This is a genomic window from Sphingomonas sp. SORGH_AS_0879 (genome assembly GCF_030819175.1).
In the GTDB taxonomy this organism is placed as follows: domain Bacteria; phylum Pseudomonadota; class Alphaproteobacteria; order Sphingomonadales; family Sphingomonadaceae; genus Sphingomonas.
In genome coordinates this window covers 3,002,936-3,020,112 of record NZ_JAUTBJ010000002.1, presented here as the reverse complement: position 1 = coordinate 3,020,112, position 17,177 = coordinate 3,002,936, and the positions used below count along the sequence as shown (strand labels likewise).

Below are 17,177 nucleotides of genomic sequence, written 5' to 3'. Positions count from 1 at the left end.
TGAAAAAGCACGCCGATGCCGGGCAAAGCCTGTGGCGGCATTGTCGGCTATCGATGGGGCAACAGGCATCCCGGCAAACGGGAGCATGGGAGAGGCCCTTTGGTACTGACCGATGATCAGGTCGCGATCCGCGACGCCGTCCGTGACTTCGCGCAGGAGCGCATCCGCCCCGAGGCCGCCGCGTTCGAGGCGGCGGGTGGCTATCCGCCCGCGCTTTTTCGTGAACTGGGCGAGATGGGCCTGATGGGCATGACCGCACCTGCCGAGCTGGGCGGGGCGGGGGCGGATTATGTATCCTATGCGCTGGCCCTGATCGAACTGGCCGCCGCCGACGGCGCGTTGTCGACCATCGTGTCGATCCAGAATTCGATCATGGTCAACGGCCTGATCGCCTTTGGCTCACCCGCGCAGCGCGACCGCTGGCTGCCCGATCTGGTCAGCGGCGCGGCGATCGGGGCCTTCGCGTTGACCGAGGCCGATGCCGGGTCCGACGCCGCCGCCATCCGTACGCGCGCGCAGCGGACGGAGGATGGCTGGCGGATCGACGGGGCCAAGCAGTTCATCACCTCAGGCAAGATCGCCTCGGTCGCGATGGTCATCGCCGTCACCGACCCGGCGGCCGGGCGCAAGGGCATGTCGGCCTTTCTGGTTCCGACCGACGCTCCCGGCTACGGCGTCGACAAGGTCGAGCATAAGCTGGGGCAGGGGGCGTCCGACACCTGTTGCCTGCGCTTTCAGAATTGCCGCGTCGACGCAGACGCCTTGTTCGGTGAGGAAGGCCGTGGCTATGCCATGGCGCTCGCCAATCTGGAGTCCGGGCGGATCGGCATCGCGGCCCAGTCGGTCGGCATGGCGCAGGGCGCCCTGGACATCGCCATCGCCTATGCCCGCGACCGCCAGAGCTTCGGCAAGCCGATCATTGAGCATCAGGCGGTCGGCTTCCGCCTGGCCGATCTCGCCACCCGGCTGGAGGCGGCGCGGCAGATGGTGCTGCATGCCGCCGCGCTGAAGGACGCGGGGCTCCCAGCCCTGCAGGCGGCGTCGATGGCCAAACTCTTCGCCTCCGAGACGGCTGAGACGGTGGTGTCGGGCGCGATCCAGACGCTGGGTGGCTATGGCTATCTCGAAGAATTCGGGCTCGCCAAGATCTATCGCGATGTCCGCGTCTGCCAGATTTATGAGGGCACGTCCGACATCCAGCGGATGGTGATCGCCCGTGGCCTGGGAGAGCATCATGGTTGATCCGATCGTCATCCTCGGCAGTGCCCGGACGCCGATGGGCGGGTTTCAAGGCGCGTTTGCCACGCTGAACGCGGTCGATCTAGGCGCGGTCGCGGTTGCAGCGGCGGTGGAACGCGCAGGTGTGTCGTCGGACTTGATCGAACGCATCACCATGGGCTGCGTCCTCCCCGCCGGTCTGGGACAGGCCCCGGCGCGGCAGGCGGCGCTGAAGGCCGGGCTACCCCAGTCTGTCGAGGCGACCACCATCAACAAGATGTGCGGATCGGGGATGCAGGCGGTCATCATGGCGGCCGAGGCGCTCGCCGCCGGATCGGCACGGATCGTCGTCGCGGGCGGGATGGAGAGCATGACCGGCGCGCCCTTCCAGCTGCCCAAGCATCGCGGCGGCGCGCGGATCGGGCATGACCGGGTGATCGACTCGATGATGATGGACGGGCTGGAGGATGCCTATGATTGCGGCAAGCCGATGGGGGCCTTTGCCGAGGACTCCGCGCGTACCTATGGCCTGACCCGCGCGGCGCAGGATGGCTATGCGCTGGAAAGCCTGGCGCGGGCGCAAGCGGCGATCGAGCAGGGCGCGTTCGCCGGGGAAATTGCGGCCGTTCCCGTGACCGGCCGTGGAGGTACGGTGCTGGTCGACCGTGACGAGCAACCGGGCAAGGCGCGCCCCGACAAGATACCCGGTCTGCGCCCCGCTTTCGCAGCCGACGGGACGATCACGGCGGCCAGCTCCGCCTCCATTTCGGACGGAGCGGCGGCGCTGGTTCTGGCGCAGCTCAGCGTGGCGGAGGCCGAAGGGCTGACCCCGCAGGCCCGCATTTCCGCCACCGCCGCCCATGCGCACGCTCCTGCCCTGTTCACCACTGCGCCGGTCTTCGCGATCCGTAAGGTGCTGGAGCGGGCGAACTGGAGCGTCGCCGATGTCGACCTGTTCGAGGTCAACGAAGCCTTTGCCGCCGTCGCGATGATCGCGATGCACGACCTGAACATCCCTCGCGACCGGATGAACGTCAACGGCGGTGCGACCGCGCTCGGCCATCCGATCGGGGCGAGCGGCGCGCGGATCATCGTCACGCTGGTCGCGGCGCTGCGAGCACGGGGGTTGCGGCGCGGTGTGGCGGCTTTGTGCATCGGCGGCGGCGAGGCGACCGCCATCGCCATCGAACTCATCTGATACGGAAAGGGACAGGGTCATGGACATCCAGGGCGTAGCCGCCATCGTCACGGGAGGCGCATCGGGGTTGGGCGGCGGCACGGCCGAGCGGCTGGCCCGCGCGGGTGCGAAGGTCACGATCTTCGACCTGAACGCCGAGCTGGGCACGGCGCTGGCGCAGCGGATCGGCGGGCATTTCGTGCGGGTCGATGTGACCGACGAGACCGCCGTCGCCGCCGCGATCCAGGAGGCCGAAGGGCTGCACGGCAAGGCGCGCATCCTGGTCAATTGCGCCGGGATCGGTCCTCCCGCCAAGGTCATTGACCGCGAGGGCCAGCCGCTGCCGCTCGCGTCCTTCTCCAAGATCGTGACGATCAACCTGATCGGCACGTTCAACGTGCTGTCGAAGTTCGCCGCTGCCCTTCATGCGGCCGACCCGCTGGGCGAGGAGCGGGGGGTGGTTATCAACACCGCCTCGGTCGCGGCCTATGATGGCCAGATCGGCCAGGCGGCCTATTCGGCGTCCAAGGGTGGCGTGGTCGGCATGACCCTGCCCATCGCACGCGAACTGGCCCGCTATGGCATCCGCGTGATGACCATCGCGCCGGGCATCTTCATGACCCCGCTGCTGGCGACGTTGCCGCAAGAGGCGCAGGATTCGCTGGGCGCGCAGGTGCCCTTCCCCTCGCGGCTCGGCCAGCCCGATGAGTTCGCGCAACTGGTCGAGGCGATCGTGACCAACCCGATGCTGAACGGCGAGACGATCCGCATCGACGGTTCGATCCGGATGGCCCCGCGATGAGCCTGACCGGCCCCGCCCCCTCCCAGCAGGCTGAGACGATCGGCGCGGCGGTGGCTGCGTTCGTGCGCGAAGTGGTCGTGCCCTATGAGCAGGACCCGAGACGTGACGCCCACGGCCCCTCCGACGAACTGGTCACCGAGATGCGCGCAAAGGCACGCGCGGCGGGTGTGCTGACCCCGCATATCCTGGGTGACGGCGAGCATCTGACCCAGCGTGAGACCGCCTATGTGCTGCGCCAGTCGGGGCTGTCGCCGCTGGGGCCGCTGGCGGTGAACACCGCCGCTCCCGACGAAGGCAATATGTATCTGCTCGGCAAGGTCGGCAGCGCCGAGCAGAAGCGCCGCTTCCTCGACCCGCTGGTCCGGGGCGAGGCACGCTCGGCCTTTTTCATGACCGAACCGGCAGGTGAGGGCGGGGCGGGTTCCGACCCCTCGATGATGAAGACGCGGGCGGTGCTCGACGGCAATCATTGGGTGGTGAATGGGCGCAAGGCGTTCATCACCGGCGCGCAAGGGGCGCAGGTCGGCATCGTCATGGCGAAATCCGACGACGGCGCCTGCATGTTCCTGGTCGACCTGCCCGACCCGGCGATCACCGTTGAGAGGGTGCTCGACACGATCGACACGTCCATGCCCGGCGGCCATGCCGTCGTTCGCATCGAGAATTTGCGGATCCCCGCCGACCAGATGCTGGGGCAAAGCGGCGAAGGCTTCAAATATGCTCAGATTCGCCTCGCGCCCGCCCGCCTGTCACACTGTATGCGCTGGTTGGGGGCGTGCCTGCGCGCGAACGAGATCGCGACCGACTATGCCTGTCGCCGCGAGGCGTTCGGCAAGACGATCATCGACCATGAAGGCATCGGCTTCATGCTGGCGGAGAACCGGATCGACCTGAAACAGGCCGAGCTGATGATCGACTGGTGCGCGGGCGTGCTGGATGCGGGCGAGAGCGGCGGCGCGGAAAGCTCGATGGCCAAGGTCGCGGTGTCGGAGGCGCTGATGCGCGTCGCCGACCGCTGCGTCCAGGTGATGGGCGGCACCGGCGTCACCGGCGACACCATCGTCGAGCAGGTGTTCCGCGAGATCCGCGCCTTCCGAATCTATGACGGCCCGACCGAGGTCCACAAATGGAGTCTGGCCAAGGCGATCAAGCGGGATTGGAGAGCCGCACAGTGACCTATCAATACATCACCGTCGCCCGCGAAGACCGGCTGACCATCGTGACGATCAACCGGCCCGAGGCGTACAATGCGCTCAATGCGGAGGCGCATCGCGAACTGGCCGACGTCTTCGACACCTTTGCCACCGATCCCGATCAATGGGTCTCGATCGTCACCGGGGCGGGCGACAAGGCGTTTTGCGCCGGGCACGACTTGAAGCAGCAGGCGTCCGGCGGCGGCATGGTCGTGCCCCCGACCGGCTTTGCCGGGCTTACCGGGCGGTTCGACATGACAAAGCCGGTGATCGCGGCGGTCAATGGCGTCGCAATGGGTGGCGGGTTCGAGACGGCTCTGGCCTGCGACATCATCGTTGCCAGCACGCGGGCGGTCTTCGCGCTGCCCGAACCCAGAGTCGGCCTGGCGGCGCTGGCCGGCGGGTTGCAGCGTCTGCCGCGTGTCGTCGGGCTGAAGCACGCCATGGGCATGATGCTGACCGGCCGCCGCGTGAGTGCGGAGGAAGGCGTGCGGCTGGGCTTCGTCAACGAGGTGGTGGAGGGCGACGTGCTTGCCGCCGCCCGGCGCTGGGCCGAGCAGATTTTGGCGTGCAGCCCGATGGCGATCCGCGCCACCAAGGACGCCGTGCTGCGCGGTCTGGACGCGCCGGTCGAGAGCGCGCTGAAGGCCGGTTGGGAGTATCCGGCGATGAAGGCGATGCTCGCCTCAGAGGACGCCATAGAGGGGCCCGCCGCCTTCGCCGAGAAGCGCGCGCCCGTCTGGCAGGGGCGCTGACCATGGCGACCGCTGTCGATCAGGCCGCCAATGCCGGAACCAGCCCGGTCCGGGAGGCGCATCGCTTCGACGAGGCGGCGCTGGCGGCGTGGATGGCGCAGGCGATTCCCGGCTTCAGCGGCCCCCTGACCGTCGAGCAGTTCAAGGGCGGCCAGTCCAACCCGACCTATCAGCTGTCGACCTCGGATGCCCGCTATGTCCTGCGCCGCAAGCCGCCGGGGCCGCTCGCCAAGGGCGCGCATGACGTGCTGCGCGAGGCGCGCATCCTGACCGCTCTGGCCGACACGCCGGTGCCGGTGGCCCGCGTCCATGGCGTCTGTTCGGACGAAAGCGTCATCGGCACGCCCTTTTTCGTGATGGAGATGGTCGAGGGGCGCATCTTCTGGGACGCGGCCTTTGCCGAGATCGCGCGGGCCGAGCGCCCAGCCTATTTCGACGCGATGAACGAAACAATCGCGGCGCTTCACCGGATCGACCCGAAGGCGGTCGGGCTGGGCGATTACGGGCGGCCGGGCAATTATTTTGCGCGGCAGATCGCCCGCTGGTCCGGGCAATATCTGGATGATGCCGATGCCGGGCGGAACGAGGACATGGACGCGCTGGTCACCTGGCTGCCCCCGCATATCCCGGAGGGGGACGAGAGCCGGATCGTGCACGGCGACTTCCGCTGCGACAATCTGATCTTCCACCCCGATGAGCCGCGCGTCCTGGCGGTGCTCGACTGGGAGCTGTCGACGCTCGGCCATCCGCTGGCCGACTTCGCCTATCATGCGATGATGTACCGGATGCCGCCCGATATCGTCGCCGGGCTGGGCGGCGTGGACGTCGCGGCACTCGGGCTGCCGAGCGAGCAGGATTATGTCGCAGCCTATTGCGCGCGGACCGGGCGCGACGGGATCGCGGATTATGAATTCCATATCGCGTTCAACTTCTTTCGGATCGCCGCCATCTTCCACGGGATCAAGGGGCGGGTGATTCGGGGCAATGCGTCCTCCGCCCATGCCCGCGAACGCGCGGCGAGTTTCCCGCGCCTCGCGCGACTGGCTCGCGAAGCGATGGAGGCGTGCCGATGAGCAGCGTTCTGGTCCGCAAGGAAGGCGCCGCCGCCTGGCTGACGCTTAACCGGCCCGAGGCGGGCAATGCGGTCAACCCGGCGATGGCGCGCGAACTGGCCGAGGCGGCGCGCGAGGTGGCGGATGATCCGGCGATACGCTGCGTCGTGCTGACCGGCGCGGGGCGGCTATTCTGTGTTGGCGGCGACGTTGCGGCGATGGCGGCAGCGGGCAGCGAGGCCGGGCCTTTCCTGCGCGATCTGGCTGATACGCTGCACAGTGCGATCGTCACGCTGACCGAGATGGCCAAGCCGCTGGTCGTGCTGGTCAACGGCCCGGCGGCAGGGGCGGGGTTGAGCCTGGGCATCCTGGGCGATGTCGTGCTCGCCGCCCGCTCGGCGCATTTCACCGCCGCCTATACCGGCGTGGGGCTAAGCCCCGATGGCGGCATGAGCTGGCTGTTGCCCCGTCTGGTCGGGCTTCGCCGGGCGCAGGCGATCATCCTGAGCAACGAGCGGATCAGCGCCGAGCAGGCCGAGCGGATCGGCATGGTCACGCGCATGGTCGAGGACGACGATCTACTAAGCGAGGCCGAAGCGCTGGCCGCGCGTCTGATCGCCGCGCCGACCGCTGTCCTAGGTGCCGCCCGTCGCCTGATGATCGACAGCGCGACCGCGAGTCTCCCCGATCATCTGGACCGCGAGGCGCGGACCATCGCTCATGCCGGAACCCAGCCCGAGGCGCGCGAGGGGATCGCCGCCTTTGTCGAACGCCGCAAACCCGACTTTAAAGGAGCCTGACATGGCCGATGCCTATATCGTAGACGCCGTTCGCACCGCCGGGGGCCGCCGCAACGGGCGTCTGTCCGGCGTCCATCCGGCGGACCTCGCCGCTTATGTCCTGAACGCGCTGGTCGACCGCAACGACCTGGACCCGGCGGCGATCGACGACGTCATCCTGGGCTGCGTCACCCAGGCGGGCGAGCAGGCCTTCGCCTTTGCCCGCAACGCCGTGCTCGCGTCGAAACTGCCCGACAGCGTGCCCGCCGTCACCATCGACCGGCAATGCGGATCGTCGCAGCAGGCGGTGCAATTCGCCGCGCAGGCGGTCATGTCGGGCACGCAGGACGTGGTGATCGCAGCGGGCACCGAGAGCATGAGCCGGGTGCCGATGTTCTCCAACCTCAGCTTCCACCAGCGCGAAGGCATCGGCATCGGTCCGGTCAGCCCCAGCATCGCCGAACGCTTCGGCGTCAAGGAATTCAGTCAGTTCGCCGGCGCCGAGATGATCGCGCGCAAATATGGCTTCGACCGCGAGGTGCTCGATCGTTTCGCGCTGGAGAGCCACCGCCGCGCCGCCGCCGCTACCGAGGCAGGGGGCTTTGCCGACGAGATCGTCCCGGTGCTGGTCGATGGCGAACCGCATGTCCGTGACGAGGGCATCCGCTATGACGCGACACTGGAGAGCATCGGTGCGGTGAAGCTGCTCCAGGAAGGCGGCATGATCTCGGCGGCCAACGCCAGTCAGATTTGCGACGGGGCGAGCGGCGTGCTGGTCGTGAGTGAGCGGGCTTTGAAGGCGCACAACCTCACCCCGATCGCGCGGATCGTCGACATGACGGTGACCGCGGGCGACCCGGTCATCATGCTGGAGGAGCCGCTGTTCGCGACCGACAAGGCGCTGAAGAAGAGCGGGCTGTCGATCGACGAGATCGACCTGTACGAGGTGAACGAGGCGTTCGCCCCCGTGCCGCTCGCCTGGCTCCACCATGTCGGCGGCGATCCGGCGAAGCTGAACGTCCATGGTGGCGCCATCGCCCTCGGCCATCCTTTGGGCGCGAGCGGCACCAAGCTGATGGCGACGCTGATCCACGCCCTGCGCGCACGCGGCAAGCGTTATGGCCTTCAGACCATGTGCGAGGGCGGCGGCATCGCCAACGTCACCATCGTGGAGGCGCTGTGATGGCGCTCGCGACGCGTGTCACCCACATGCTGGGCATCGCGCATCCCATCGTCCAGGGCGGCATGATGTGGGTCGGCCGCGCCGAGCTGGCCTCAGCGGTGTCCAATGCTGGCGGACTGGGGATGCTGACCGCACTGACCCAGCCGACGCCCGACGACCTGCGCCGCGAGATCGAACGGTGCCGGACCCTGACCGACAAGCCGTTCGGGGTGAACCTGACCATCCTGCCCTCGGTCACGCCGCCGCCCTATGCCGAGTACCGCCGCGCGATCATCGACAGCGGCGTGCGGATTGTCGAGACGGCGGGCCACAGGCCCCAGGAGCATGTCGAGGACTTCAAGGCGCACGGCATTACCGTCATCCACAAATGCACTGCGGTCCGCCACGCGCTGTCGGCCGAGCGGATGGGCGTCGACATCATCTCGATCGACGGGTTCGAATGTGCGGGGCATCCGGGCGAGGACGATATTCCGGGCCTGGTCCTGATCCCCGCCGCCGCCGACCAGGTGAAAATCCCGATGCTGGCGAGCGGCGGTTTCGCGGATGGCCGGGGCTTGGTGGCCGCGCTGGCGCTGGGCGCGGAGGGTATCAACATGGGCACCCGCTTCTGCGCGACGGTCGAGGCCCCGATCCATGACGCGGTCAAGCAGCTGATCGTCGCCAACGACGAACGCGCGACCAACCTGATTTTCCGCCGCTTCCACAATACCGGACGGGTGGCCAAGACCAGCGTGTCGGATCAGGTCGTGGAAATCTCCGCGCGGCCCGACGCCGTATTCGAGGATATCCGGCCGCTGGTGTCCGGCGCCAAGGGACGGGCCGCCCTGGAAACCGGCGATCTGGACGCGGGGCTGGTCTGGGCCGGGCAGGTGCAGGGGCTGATCCATGACGTGCCGACCTGTCGCCAACTGATCGAGAGGATCGTCGGCGATGCGCAAAATCTGATCGCGGCGCGCCTGTCGGGCTTCATCTCGCAGGGAACGGCGTAATGGCAACGATCGAGGTCATTACCCGCGACGGCGACCGTATCGAGGTCGAGGGCGCTGCCGATGTCAGTGTCATGGAAGCGATCCGCGATGCGGGTGTCGATGAACTGCTGGCGATGTGCGGCGGATGCTGTTCCTGCGCGACCTGCCACGTCTATATCGAGGCGGGGGGCGAAGACCTGCCGCCGCCCGGTCCCGACGAGGACGATCTGCTCGACAGCAGCGCCTATCGTACCGACCGATCCCGTCTCGCTTGCCAACTCGCGATCCGCGATATGGGCACGAGTTGCCGGATACGTATTGCGCCCGAGGATTAATGGTGGGCGCGATCTCATCTGACGCGGCCGGCGGGGCGCTGGCTGGACTGCGGGTCGTCGAGTTCGTCGGCATCGGCCCCGGTCCGCATTGCGCCATGCTGTTGGCCGATCACGGCGCGGATGTCCTGCGGATCGACCGGCCCGGCGGGAATGGGTGGCCCAACCCCGTCATGGATCGTGGCCGGGCGACCATCACGTTCGATCTCACGACGTCGGAAGGACAGGCCGAGGCGTCGGCGATCGTCGATCTGGCCGACGTCGTGATCGAAGGATTTCGCCCCGGCGTAATGGAGCGTCTGAACCTCGGGCCTTCGGCGTTGATGGAGCGTAATCCGCGGCTGGTATATGGTCGGATGACGGGCTGGGGGCAGGACGGCCCGCTGGCCCGGACGGCAGGGCATGACATCACCTATCTGGCGTTGACCGGTGCGCTGGCCGCTATCGGACGCCCGGGAGAACCGGCGGTGCCGCCCCTCAATCTGGTCGGCGATTTCGGCGGCGGGTCGATGTTCCTGCTATTCGGCATCATGCTGGCGTTGCTGGAACGCGAGCGATCGGGGCAAGGGCAGGTCGTGGATGCGGCCATCCTCGATGGGGTTGCGTCGATGCTCTCGATGTTCAGTGGCGCACAACCCGCCAGCCTGCTTTCGTTGGACAGGAAAGAGAATGTCCTAGGCGGCGTCGCCCCCTATTATCGATGCTATCTTTGTGCGGATGGCCGCGAAATTGCGATCGGCGCGATCGAACCGCAATTCTGGCGGATCGTCTGCAACCGCCTCGATGCGCCAGCCTTCGTGTCGCAGGAGCGTTTGGCCTGGGCGCAGACGACGGCGTGGCTGGAAGCGACATTCGCCAGCCGTCCCGCAGCGCATTGGGCGGCGCTGTTCGAGGGCAGCGATGCCTGTGTCGTTCCCGTACTGACGCTGGCTGAAGCGCAGAACCATCCGCATAACCGGCATCGCGACCTCTACGCCGTCGAGGACGGTATGCTGCAACCCGCGCCCGCCCCGCGGCTCGATCGGACGCCCGGGGGGATCGGTGCGGCGAAGGATGTCGCGGCGATTCTTGCCGGGTGGCGAACTATTCCTTGTCCTTCTCGCACAGGAGATGCCGCGTCATGACGAAAACCGATGAGCCGCTGGAACGCGGAGGTGGATGCTTGTGCGGTGCAGTTCGCTATAGGATTTCGACGGAACCGCTGATGGTCGCGATCTGCCACTGCCGTCACTGCCAGCGTCAGTCGGGCAGCGCCTTCTCAGTTGTCGGGATCGTATCCAACGATGATTATAATCAGCAGGGCGAGACAAAGGTCTTTCGCGACATTGGCGATACAGGCCTTTCGGTGAACCGACATTTCTGCGGGCGCTGTGGGTCGCCGATCGTGTCGGTGGCCGACGCCTTTCCCGGCGTCACGATCGTCAAGGCCGGGACGCTTGACGAGCCCGATCAATGGGTCCCGACCCAGGAGGCCTATTGCGCCAACGCACTGCCGTGGCTGGGCGAGCCCTCGACCCGACAATGTTTCGACCGAGCGAATGTGGGAGATCAGATATGATCCGACTTGATGGCAAGATTGCACTGGTGACCGGGGCCGCATCCGGCATCGGCCATGAAATCGCCCGAACTTTCGCGACCTTGGGGGCGATCGTGGAGGCCAGTGACCTCAATGAGGACGGCTTGAAGGGCGCTGCGGCGGATTTCGGGCCGGACGCTGCGTTGCATCGACATGACGTCGGTGACGAAACGGACTGGCAACGCGTCATGGATGATATCCGATCGCGACACGGGCGGCTCGACGTGCTGGTGAACTGCGCGGGTATCATGCTGTCCCGCAACTTTGTCGATGCGCCTGTAGCCTGGCTTCATCGGCAACAGCGGGTCAATGTCGATAGCGTCTATATCGGTATGCACGCCGCGATACCGCTGATGAAGGCTGGCGGCGGTTCGATCATCAACATCGCCTCGGTCTACGGCAAAGTCGGCGGCGAGCGTTATGCCGCCTACTCCGCGACAAAGGGCGCGGTGCGGGCGCTCAGCAAGGCGGTGGCCGCCGAACTTGCGGCCTCAGGTGTACGGGTGAACTGCGTACTGCCGGGACCCGTCGCGACCAATTTGGGGGCGCGCTGGGACCCGCCGACTGATGCAGAGGGACGCCCGCTTAGCCCGGAAGAGGCCCTGGCATCGTGGACTCGTCTGATCCCGCTGGGGCGGCTAGGCCAAGCGACAGACATCGCGCCATTGGTCGCATATCTTGCCAGCGACCTTAGCGCATTCGTCACGGGAGCCGAGTTCGTCGCGGATGGCGGATATACGGCGGTGTGATATACCCCAACAAAAATTGCCCTTTCTCTCAGGATTCCTCTGCGAAACGTCTGGCAATGAGGATGGTTGAGTGATTCACTGTGCGGGCAGGAGGGCATGGTGATGGTCGAGCAGCGATCGCTGGTGGAAGCGTTGATGGATCCGCGCTTGGGATCGAATGCGAAGCTGTCGGGGATCGAGCGGCTGATCGACTGGAGCCGGCTGGAGCCGCTGGTGTCGCCGCTGCGGCCGGGTCGGACGGGTCGACCGCCCTATGCGCCGCTGGCGATGGTCAAGGCGCTGTATCTGCAGGCGTTGTATGATCCGTCGGACCCCGGGCTGGAGGAGGCGCTGCTCGACCGGCTGTCGTTCCGGCGGTTCTGCGGCTTTGCGCTGGATGGCGGCACGCCGGACGAGACGACTCTGTGCCGGTTTCGCGCGGCGGCGGCGGCGGGGGACGTGCTGGAGCGCTGCTTTGCCGAGATCAACCGGCAGCTGGATGCGCAGGGGCTGGTGCTGCGGCGGGGGACGATCCTTGATGCCTCGGTGGTCAAGGCGACCCGCAAGCCCCCGCGCGGGGACGGGATCGCGCCGGGTGATCCGCACCCCCAGGAGCCGGGTGCCGACTGGACGCGCAAGGACGGCAAGCCGGTGTTCGGCTACCGCTTCCCTATCGGCATGGACGAGGGCTCGGGCCTGATCCGCAAGCTGGCCTTCACCTCGGCCAGGGTCCAGGATGTCGAACGGGCCGACGCGCTGGTCTGCGGCGACGAAGGCGCGGTCTATGCCGACCGGGCCTATGAGGGCCAGGCGCGTCGCAAGGCCCTGAAGGCGGCCGGGATCAAGGATCGCATCATGCATCGCCGGCACCGCTACATGCCAAAGCTGCCGCGCTGGCAGGCCCGGCGCAACCACCTCATCGCCAGACGGCGCGCCCCTGTCGAGGCGGTCTTCAGCGCCATGAAGCGCCTCTACGGCAAGGCGCGCACCAGATGCCTGTCGATCGAGCGGAACGCCGCAGACTTCCTCGCCTTTGCCACCATCTACAATCTCAGACGCGCCGCCATCCTTGCCGCTGGCTGAGCCGGGGCGATCCTGCCCCTCCAAACCGGCCAGCCAAAGCTGACCAAGGCCCGTACCGGATCCCTGCAGCGAAAGCCTCGCCCAGATCCTCTGTCACAAATGAGCCGTTTCGCAGAGGAATCCTCTCAGGGGTTGGGGTTTCCGACAAATCTCGCGCGGTTCAGGGCAAGTGACCCTCTACTTACCATGCCACATCACTACTAGCGCTTAACTCGGCTTCTTTCCGGACGTGACCAAATGCCGCTTCCTCTACTGCCTGCCGCAGATTGGCAAGGGAACGCAAAAGACGCTTGAGACCAGCAAAGATGCGGTATGGCGACTGTGTCACTGATGTTGTGGCCGCCACACCTTTGAGTCAAGGAGCCAGCACTACTTTGGCAGAGTAGGGGAACTGGTGGAATCGTCGTTGATTCCGGTGGCATGAAGATGCTGACCGGGACGATGCGTGATGGTTGCGAGGGATAGCTGGCGGCAAGATCTGGAGACGTGGCTGGCGCCGTTTCTCGCCGAGCTGACGCACCCGGCGCAGCGGCGGATGTGTCCGACCTACATCGCCGGCCTGATCGGCCCGGGCGACCGCAAGAGCATCCAGCCGCTGGCGGCGCGAACGGAGGATGCCGGCTACGACCAGCTGCACCATTTCATCGCCAGCGGGACATGGGACGCAGCGCCGCTCGAGCGCCGGCTGCTGGCGGAGGCGGACCTGCTGGTCGGCGATGCGAAGGGCTTTCTCGTCATCGATGACACCGCGCTGCCGAAGAAGGGACGCGCCTCGGTCGGCGTGGCGCCGCAATATGCGTCGTCGCAGGGCAAGACCGCGAACTGCCAGTCGCTGGTGTCAGTGACGCTGGCATCGCGCGAGGTGCCGGTGATGGTGGGGCTGCGCCTGTTCCTGCCGGAGAACTGGACGAGCGATCCGGCACGTATGAAGCGTGCACGGGTGCCGGCCGGACGACAGGCCGCGATGAGCAAGCCCGAGATCGCCATCGCCGAGATCGACCGGGTGATGGCCGCGGGCGTTCGGTTCGGATGCGTGCTGGCCGATGCGGGATACGGCTCGGGAACGGCGTTCCGCCAGGCGCTGAGCGAGCGGGGATTGTCATGGGCGGTGGGCCTGTCATCCCGGCAGACCGTCTATGCACCCGATGTTGAACTGACCTTTCCGCAGGCTCAAGGCGGACGTCCGCGCAAATATCATATTCCTGACCGGGCGCCGGTATCGGTGGCCGACATGCTTGCCGACGAGCCGTGGCGCAAGGTCGCCTGGCGCCGCGGCACGAAGGGGCGGCTCACCTGCCTGTTCGCTGCCCGACGCGTCCGGATCGCCGAGGGCCATCGGCACCGCATGGCTGACAACCGTGTCCAGGCCATGCCCGGTGAGGAAGTCTGGCTGGTTGGCGAACGACGGTCGAGCGGCGAGCGCAAATACTACGTATCCAATCTCCCGCCCGATACGCCGCTGCGGCAGCTTGCCGCTGCCATCAAGGCGCGGTGGGTCTGCGAACAGGCCCACCAGCAGCTCAAGGAGGAACTGGGGCTCGACCATTTCGAAGGGCGATCATGGCCGGGGTTGCATCGACATGCCTTGATGACGATGCTCGCCTACGCCTTCCTGCAATCCCGCCGCCTCAAAGCTGCGGGACGGAAAAAAAAGAGTCGGAGGACCGCCCCCGCAACCAACCCTGCCTGCCATCCGGCAGGCGATCCTCGACTGGCTGGCACGACCACCGTCAATGCACTGCCCGCACTGTAATAAGCAGCTGATAACCGCCGACAAACCTACTCTGCCAAAGTAGTGCCAGGAACCGCCGTTCAATTCGGGCGATCGCATCGTCGCTGCCATCCGGATAAATCGAGATGCCGTCATCGATCGGTATCGGGTCGGTGATAAGGTCGATCTCGAAGGGGCGACCGTCCCCCAGCGTCAGCATCGTTACGCCACACTCGGTCACGGCATGGAGGACCACGGCCGTGCCGGCGCCCAACAGGCTGCTGGCGACCTCAATCACCTCGCCGCCGGGTTCAGCGAAGGCGATATAGACGCTCAGGCGATTACGATGATCGTCGCTCATTTGCCCTTCCTCGCGTTCGCCTTCACCCGGAGGACGATCTCGGGGACGACATCAGCCCAGGAGATCGTGCCAGTTGCCGTACGTAGTCGGGTCCAATCGACGGAGTCGAACCGAAGTCGATCGAGGCTGCGTTTCAGCGCCTGAAGGTCGGCGCCTTCACCGTAGCGACCGCCAACCGTCGCGGGGACATGGCCGCACAGCTGATCGAGCACGCGCTCCTGCACATCGGCGCCGCGCCCCTCGTCCTTGAAGCGGTGGCGCAGCGAGTGGAAGACCAGCCGCGCATCCGTACTGACGACGGCATTGATGTAGCGGTTGAGCCGGCGGCTGGCCTCCTTGGTCAGCTTGCCGAAGGTGCTGGGGCGAAGATCCGGAAACAGTCAGGACATGCTCGTGGATCGGGATGATCCGCCGCGAGCCCGAGGTCTTCACGCTTTTCTCGGGCAGGTTCGGATCGGCCTCGGCATCCATCAGGTCGTCGATGTCGATGTAGAGGATCCCGCCATCGGCCTTCACGTCCTGGACGCGCGCCTGTCCGACTTCCTCGAGCCGGGCACCGGAGGTGAGGCCGAGCAGGAACAGCCAGTAGAGCGTCACGTCGCTGACGTCGGTGCGGCGGTCGAGCAGGCGCTCCGGCCGCAGGAACAGATCGGAGGCGAACAGCTGCGCCAGTTCGCCGGGCATGAAGCTGCGCCGACCGCGCGCCACACGGCTGAAGCCGGTGATCTTGACCCCGGTACCGACGTTCTGGGAAATCCAGCGCTGCTGATGCGCGAAGCTGAGCAGCGCCTGGATCGATCCGATCCGTTTCTTCAGCGTCGGCGGACTGACGCGCGGCGTGCCGCTATGCGCATGGCGCGCCAGGCGCTCGTTGAAGGGCAGGGCGCGGTCCGCGCGCGGCATGGTCGCGGGCAGATTCTTTGCCTCGTCGCGATAGTCCATCAGCATATCGGAGGTGAAGGATTCGACCGGGATGTCACCGAGATAGTCGATCAGATCCTCGGTCGCGCGCTCCACCTCGACATAGGACTGCGGCCTCGGCGCGTTCTCCTTGTTCCACAGCTGCAGCAACTCGCGGAAGCGGAGGTCCGGTCGCAATCGCGGCTTGACGGCGATGCGGCGGGGTGCAGCGACGTCGGCGCGAAGGCGGTCATTATCCTCCAGGACGCGGGCGTTCCACGCCTGCATGATAAGGAGTTCGTTGGCCGGGATCCGCTTAATCGGCGGGTCCTGGTCCTCGAACACGTCGGCCAGAACCATGCCGCTGGCTTTCAGCCATTCCGCCGGCGGGTACATACGGACCACGTCGAGCCAGCAGTCGCCGGGCACAGGCTCGCCACGCTTCGCAGCCAGTGCTTCCGGACTGTCGTCCATCGGTAGCCCGGCGAGGGGAAAGTCGGTGTTGAAGACACGGCGCGCGGTGTCCTCCAGCCACCAGACGAGGCCCAGCGTGGGCCAGCGTGACCATCGACCCGACGAATGCCGGTCGCGGATGAAGTCGTCGACGATGATCTTGGCCCGCTCGGGCGAGATTTCGTCGGCGACCTTCTGCGCGGCGATCCGCGCTTCGGCGGCGGCCATCTCCTGTTCGAGCTCGGCATGGGCCAGGACGAAGAGCCGCTTGGCCTCGGCCGGATCGCGCGTCTTGAGCGAGCGCCGGACCTGACGCCGGCCCATCTCGCCCCGCAGATGCGGCGGCAGTTCCTTGTAGAGATAGTAGATGCCGGTCTGGGGATGTTTCCAGGGTGTGATCATCTGCACCATGCGCTTCTATACCCGTTCGCTATACCTGCGGACGGTGAAGCTGGCGTAAATCCTGGATTTCCGCGCCTCGATGCGAGGATGGTGACCCCTACGGGAGGCGTCATAAAGAAAAATTAGGTTTATCTATTATACGCTTAGCCGTGCCGAGATTTGCGACTTTGTACCACCTGTGTACCTCTATCGTAGAGACAACATACGGCACGCTGATTTCGTTTTGCAAGCGGCGTTGGTCGCGTTGTGCCCTGACATCCAGCCGGCTCATCAGTCGCAGGAACCACGCCGCCAGCCTTTGTTCGTTCATCTGCTCCGCAATGGAGTGAAGACGGCCGCCGCTGGGACATAGCGGTCGTTCCTCAAAGAATCACAAAATGTCAGCTTTTGACAAGAGCCGACATTCGCATGTTGAGCAATCCAACCTTTGCGGATGCCTCGGCGGAAATATTCGTGCGCCTAGCGATTGATAATTTGCTTCCAGTGAACTTCAGCTTAATCACG

General features: G+C 66.3%; 17 protein-coding genes. 15 read left to right on the top strand and 2 right to left on the bottom strand.

Features of this window, described 5'->3' with window-relative positions; translation table 11 throughout:
- Positions 1-99 precede the first annotated feature (99 nt).
- The 15 genes from QE379_RS14690 to QE379_RS14620 all read left to right on the top strand — a co-directional run bounded on the left by QE379_RS14690 (position 100) and on the right by QE379_RS14620 (position 14,599).
- Positions 100-1,242 (top strand): acyl-CoA dehydrogenase family protein, encoded by a 1,143-nt coding sequence (locus tag QE379_RS14690; RefSeq protein ID WP_307001601.1) that lies wholly within the window; start codon positions 100-102, stop codon positions 1,240-1,242.
- Entirely contained in the window at positions 1,232-2,416 is a 1,185-nt protein-coding gene (locus QE379_RS14685; RefSeq protein ID WP_307003242.1) for an acetyl-CoA C-acyltransferase, read from the top strand. The genes QE379_RS14690 and QE379_RS14685 overlap by 11 nt, the downstream gene beginning before the upstream one ends.
- 19 nt (positions 2,417-2,435) lie before the next feature.
- Positions 2,436-3,197 (top strand): SDR family NAD(P)-dependent oxidoreductase, encoded by a 762-nt coding sequence (locus tag QE379_RS14680; protein WP_307001600.1) that lies wholly within the window; start codon positions 2,436-2,438, stop codon positions 3,195-3,197.
- Entirely contained in the window at positions 3,194-4,372 is a 1,179-nt protein-coding gene (locus QE379_RS14675) for an acyl-CoA dehydrogenase family protein (RefSeq protein ID WP_307001599.1), read from the top strand. The genes QE379_RS14680 and QE379_RS14675 overlap by 4 nt, the downstream gene beginning before the upstream one ends.
- Complete coding sequence (locus QE379_RS14670) at positions 4,369-5,145, top strand: enoyl-CoA hydratase-related protein (protein WP_307001596.1); 777 nt, start codon at positions 4,369-4,371, stop codon at positions 5,143-5,145. Before QE379_RS14675 ends, QE379_RS14670 begins: the two co-directional genes overlap by 4 nt.
- A 2-nt stretch (positions 5,146-5,147) precedes the next feature.
- Positions 5,148-6,218, top strand: a complete 1,071-nt coding sequence (locus tag QE379_RS14665; RefSeq protein ID WP_307001595.1) for a phosphotransferase family protein — start codon at positions 5,148-5,150, stop codon at positions 6,216-6,218.
- Entirely contained in the window at positions 6,215-6,997 is a 783-nt protein-coding gene (locus QE379_RS14660; protein WP_307001593.1) for an enoyl-CoA hydratase/isomerase family protein, read from the top strand. The genes QE379_RS14665 and QE379_RS14660 overlap by 4 nt, the downstream gene beginning before the upstream one ends.
- A gap of 1 nt (position 6,998) precedes the next feature.
- Positions 6,999-8,159, top strand: coding sequence for an acetyl-CoA C-acetyltransferase (locus QE379_RS14655; RefSeq protein WP_307001591.1), 1,161 nt, complete (start codon positions 6,999-7,001; stop codon positions 8,157-8,159).
- Positions 8,159-9,148, top strand: a complete 990-nt coding sequence (locus tag QE379_RS14650) for a nitronate monooxygenase family protein (RefSeq protein ID WP_307001589.1) — start codon at positions 8,159-8,161, stop codon at positions 9,146-9,148. Before QE379_RS14655 ends, QE379_RS14650 begins: the two co-directional genes overlap by 1 nt.
- Entirely contained in the window at positions 9,148-9,462 is a 315-nt protein-coding gene (locus QE379_RS14645; RefSeq protein WP_307001587.1) for a 2Fe-2S iron-sulfur cluster-binding protein, read from the top strand. Before QE379_RS14650 ends, QE379_RS14645 begins: the two co-directional genes overlap by 1 nt.
- Complete coding sequence (locus QE379_RS14640) at positions 9,462-10,583, top strand: CaiB/BaiF CoA-transferase family protein (RefSeq protein WP_307001585.1); 1,122 nt, start codon at positions 9,462-9,464, stop codon at positions 10,581-10,583. The genes QE379_RS14645 and QE379_RS14640 overlap by 1 nt, the downstream gene beginning before the upstream one ends.
- Positions 10,584-10,663: 80 nt before the next feature.
- On the top strand, positions 10,664-11,017 hold the full coding sequence (locus tag QE379_RS14635) for a GFA family protein (RefSeq protein WP_307001583.1): 354 nt from the start codon (positions 10,664-10,666) through the stop codon (positions 11,015-11,017).
- Positions 11,014-11,784, top strand: a complete 771-nt coding sequence (locus QE379_RS14630; RefSeq protein WP_307001581.1) for an SDR family NAD(P)-dependent oxidoreductase — start codon at positions 11,014-11,016, stop codon at positions 11,782-11,784. Before QE379_RS14635 ends, QE379_RS14630 begins: the two co-directional genes overlap by 4 nt.
- Positions 11,785-11,850: 66 nt before the next feature.
- Entirely contained in the window at positions 11,851-12,846 is a 996-nt protein-coding gene (locus tag QE379_RS14625) for an IS5 family transposase (RefSeq protein ID WP_307001579.1), read from the top strand.
- A 448-nt stretch (positions 12,847-13,294) separates the two neighbouring features.
- Positions 13,295-14,599 (top strand): IS701 family transposase, encoded by a 1,305-nt coding sequence (locus QE379_RS14620; RefSeq protein WP_307000416.1) that lies wholly within the window; start codon positions 13,295-13,297, stop codon positions 14,597-14,599.
- On the opposite strand, the gene QE379_RS14615 is transcribed toward QE379_RS14620, so the two are convergent.
- Complete coding sequence (locus tag QE379_RS14615; RefSeq protein WP_307001576.1) at positions 14,577-14,918, bottom strand: hypothetical protein; 342 nt, start codon at positions 14,916-14,918, stop codon at positions 14,577-14,579. The genes QE379_RS14620 and QE379_RS14615 overlap by 23 nt on opposite strands.
- A 156-nt stretch (positions 14,919-15,074) precedes the next feature.
- Positions 15,075-16,595, bottom strand: a complete 1,521-nt coding sequence (locus tag QE379_RS14610; RefSeq protein ID WP_373461796.1) for a DUF6538 domain-containing protein — start codon at positions 16,593-16,595, stop codon at positions 15,075-15,077.
- Positions 16,596-17,177: the final 582 nt, after the last annotated feature.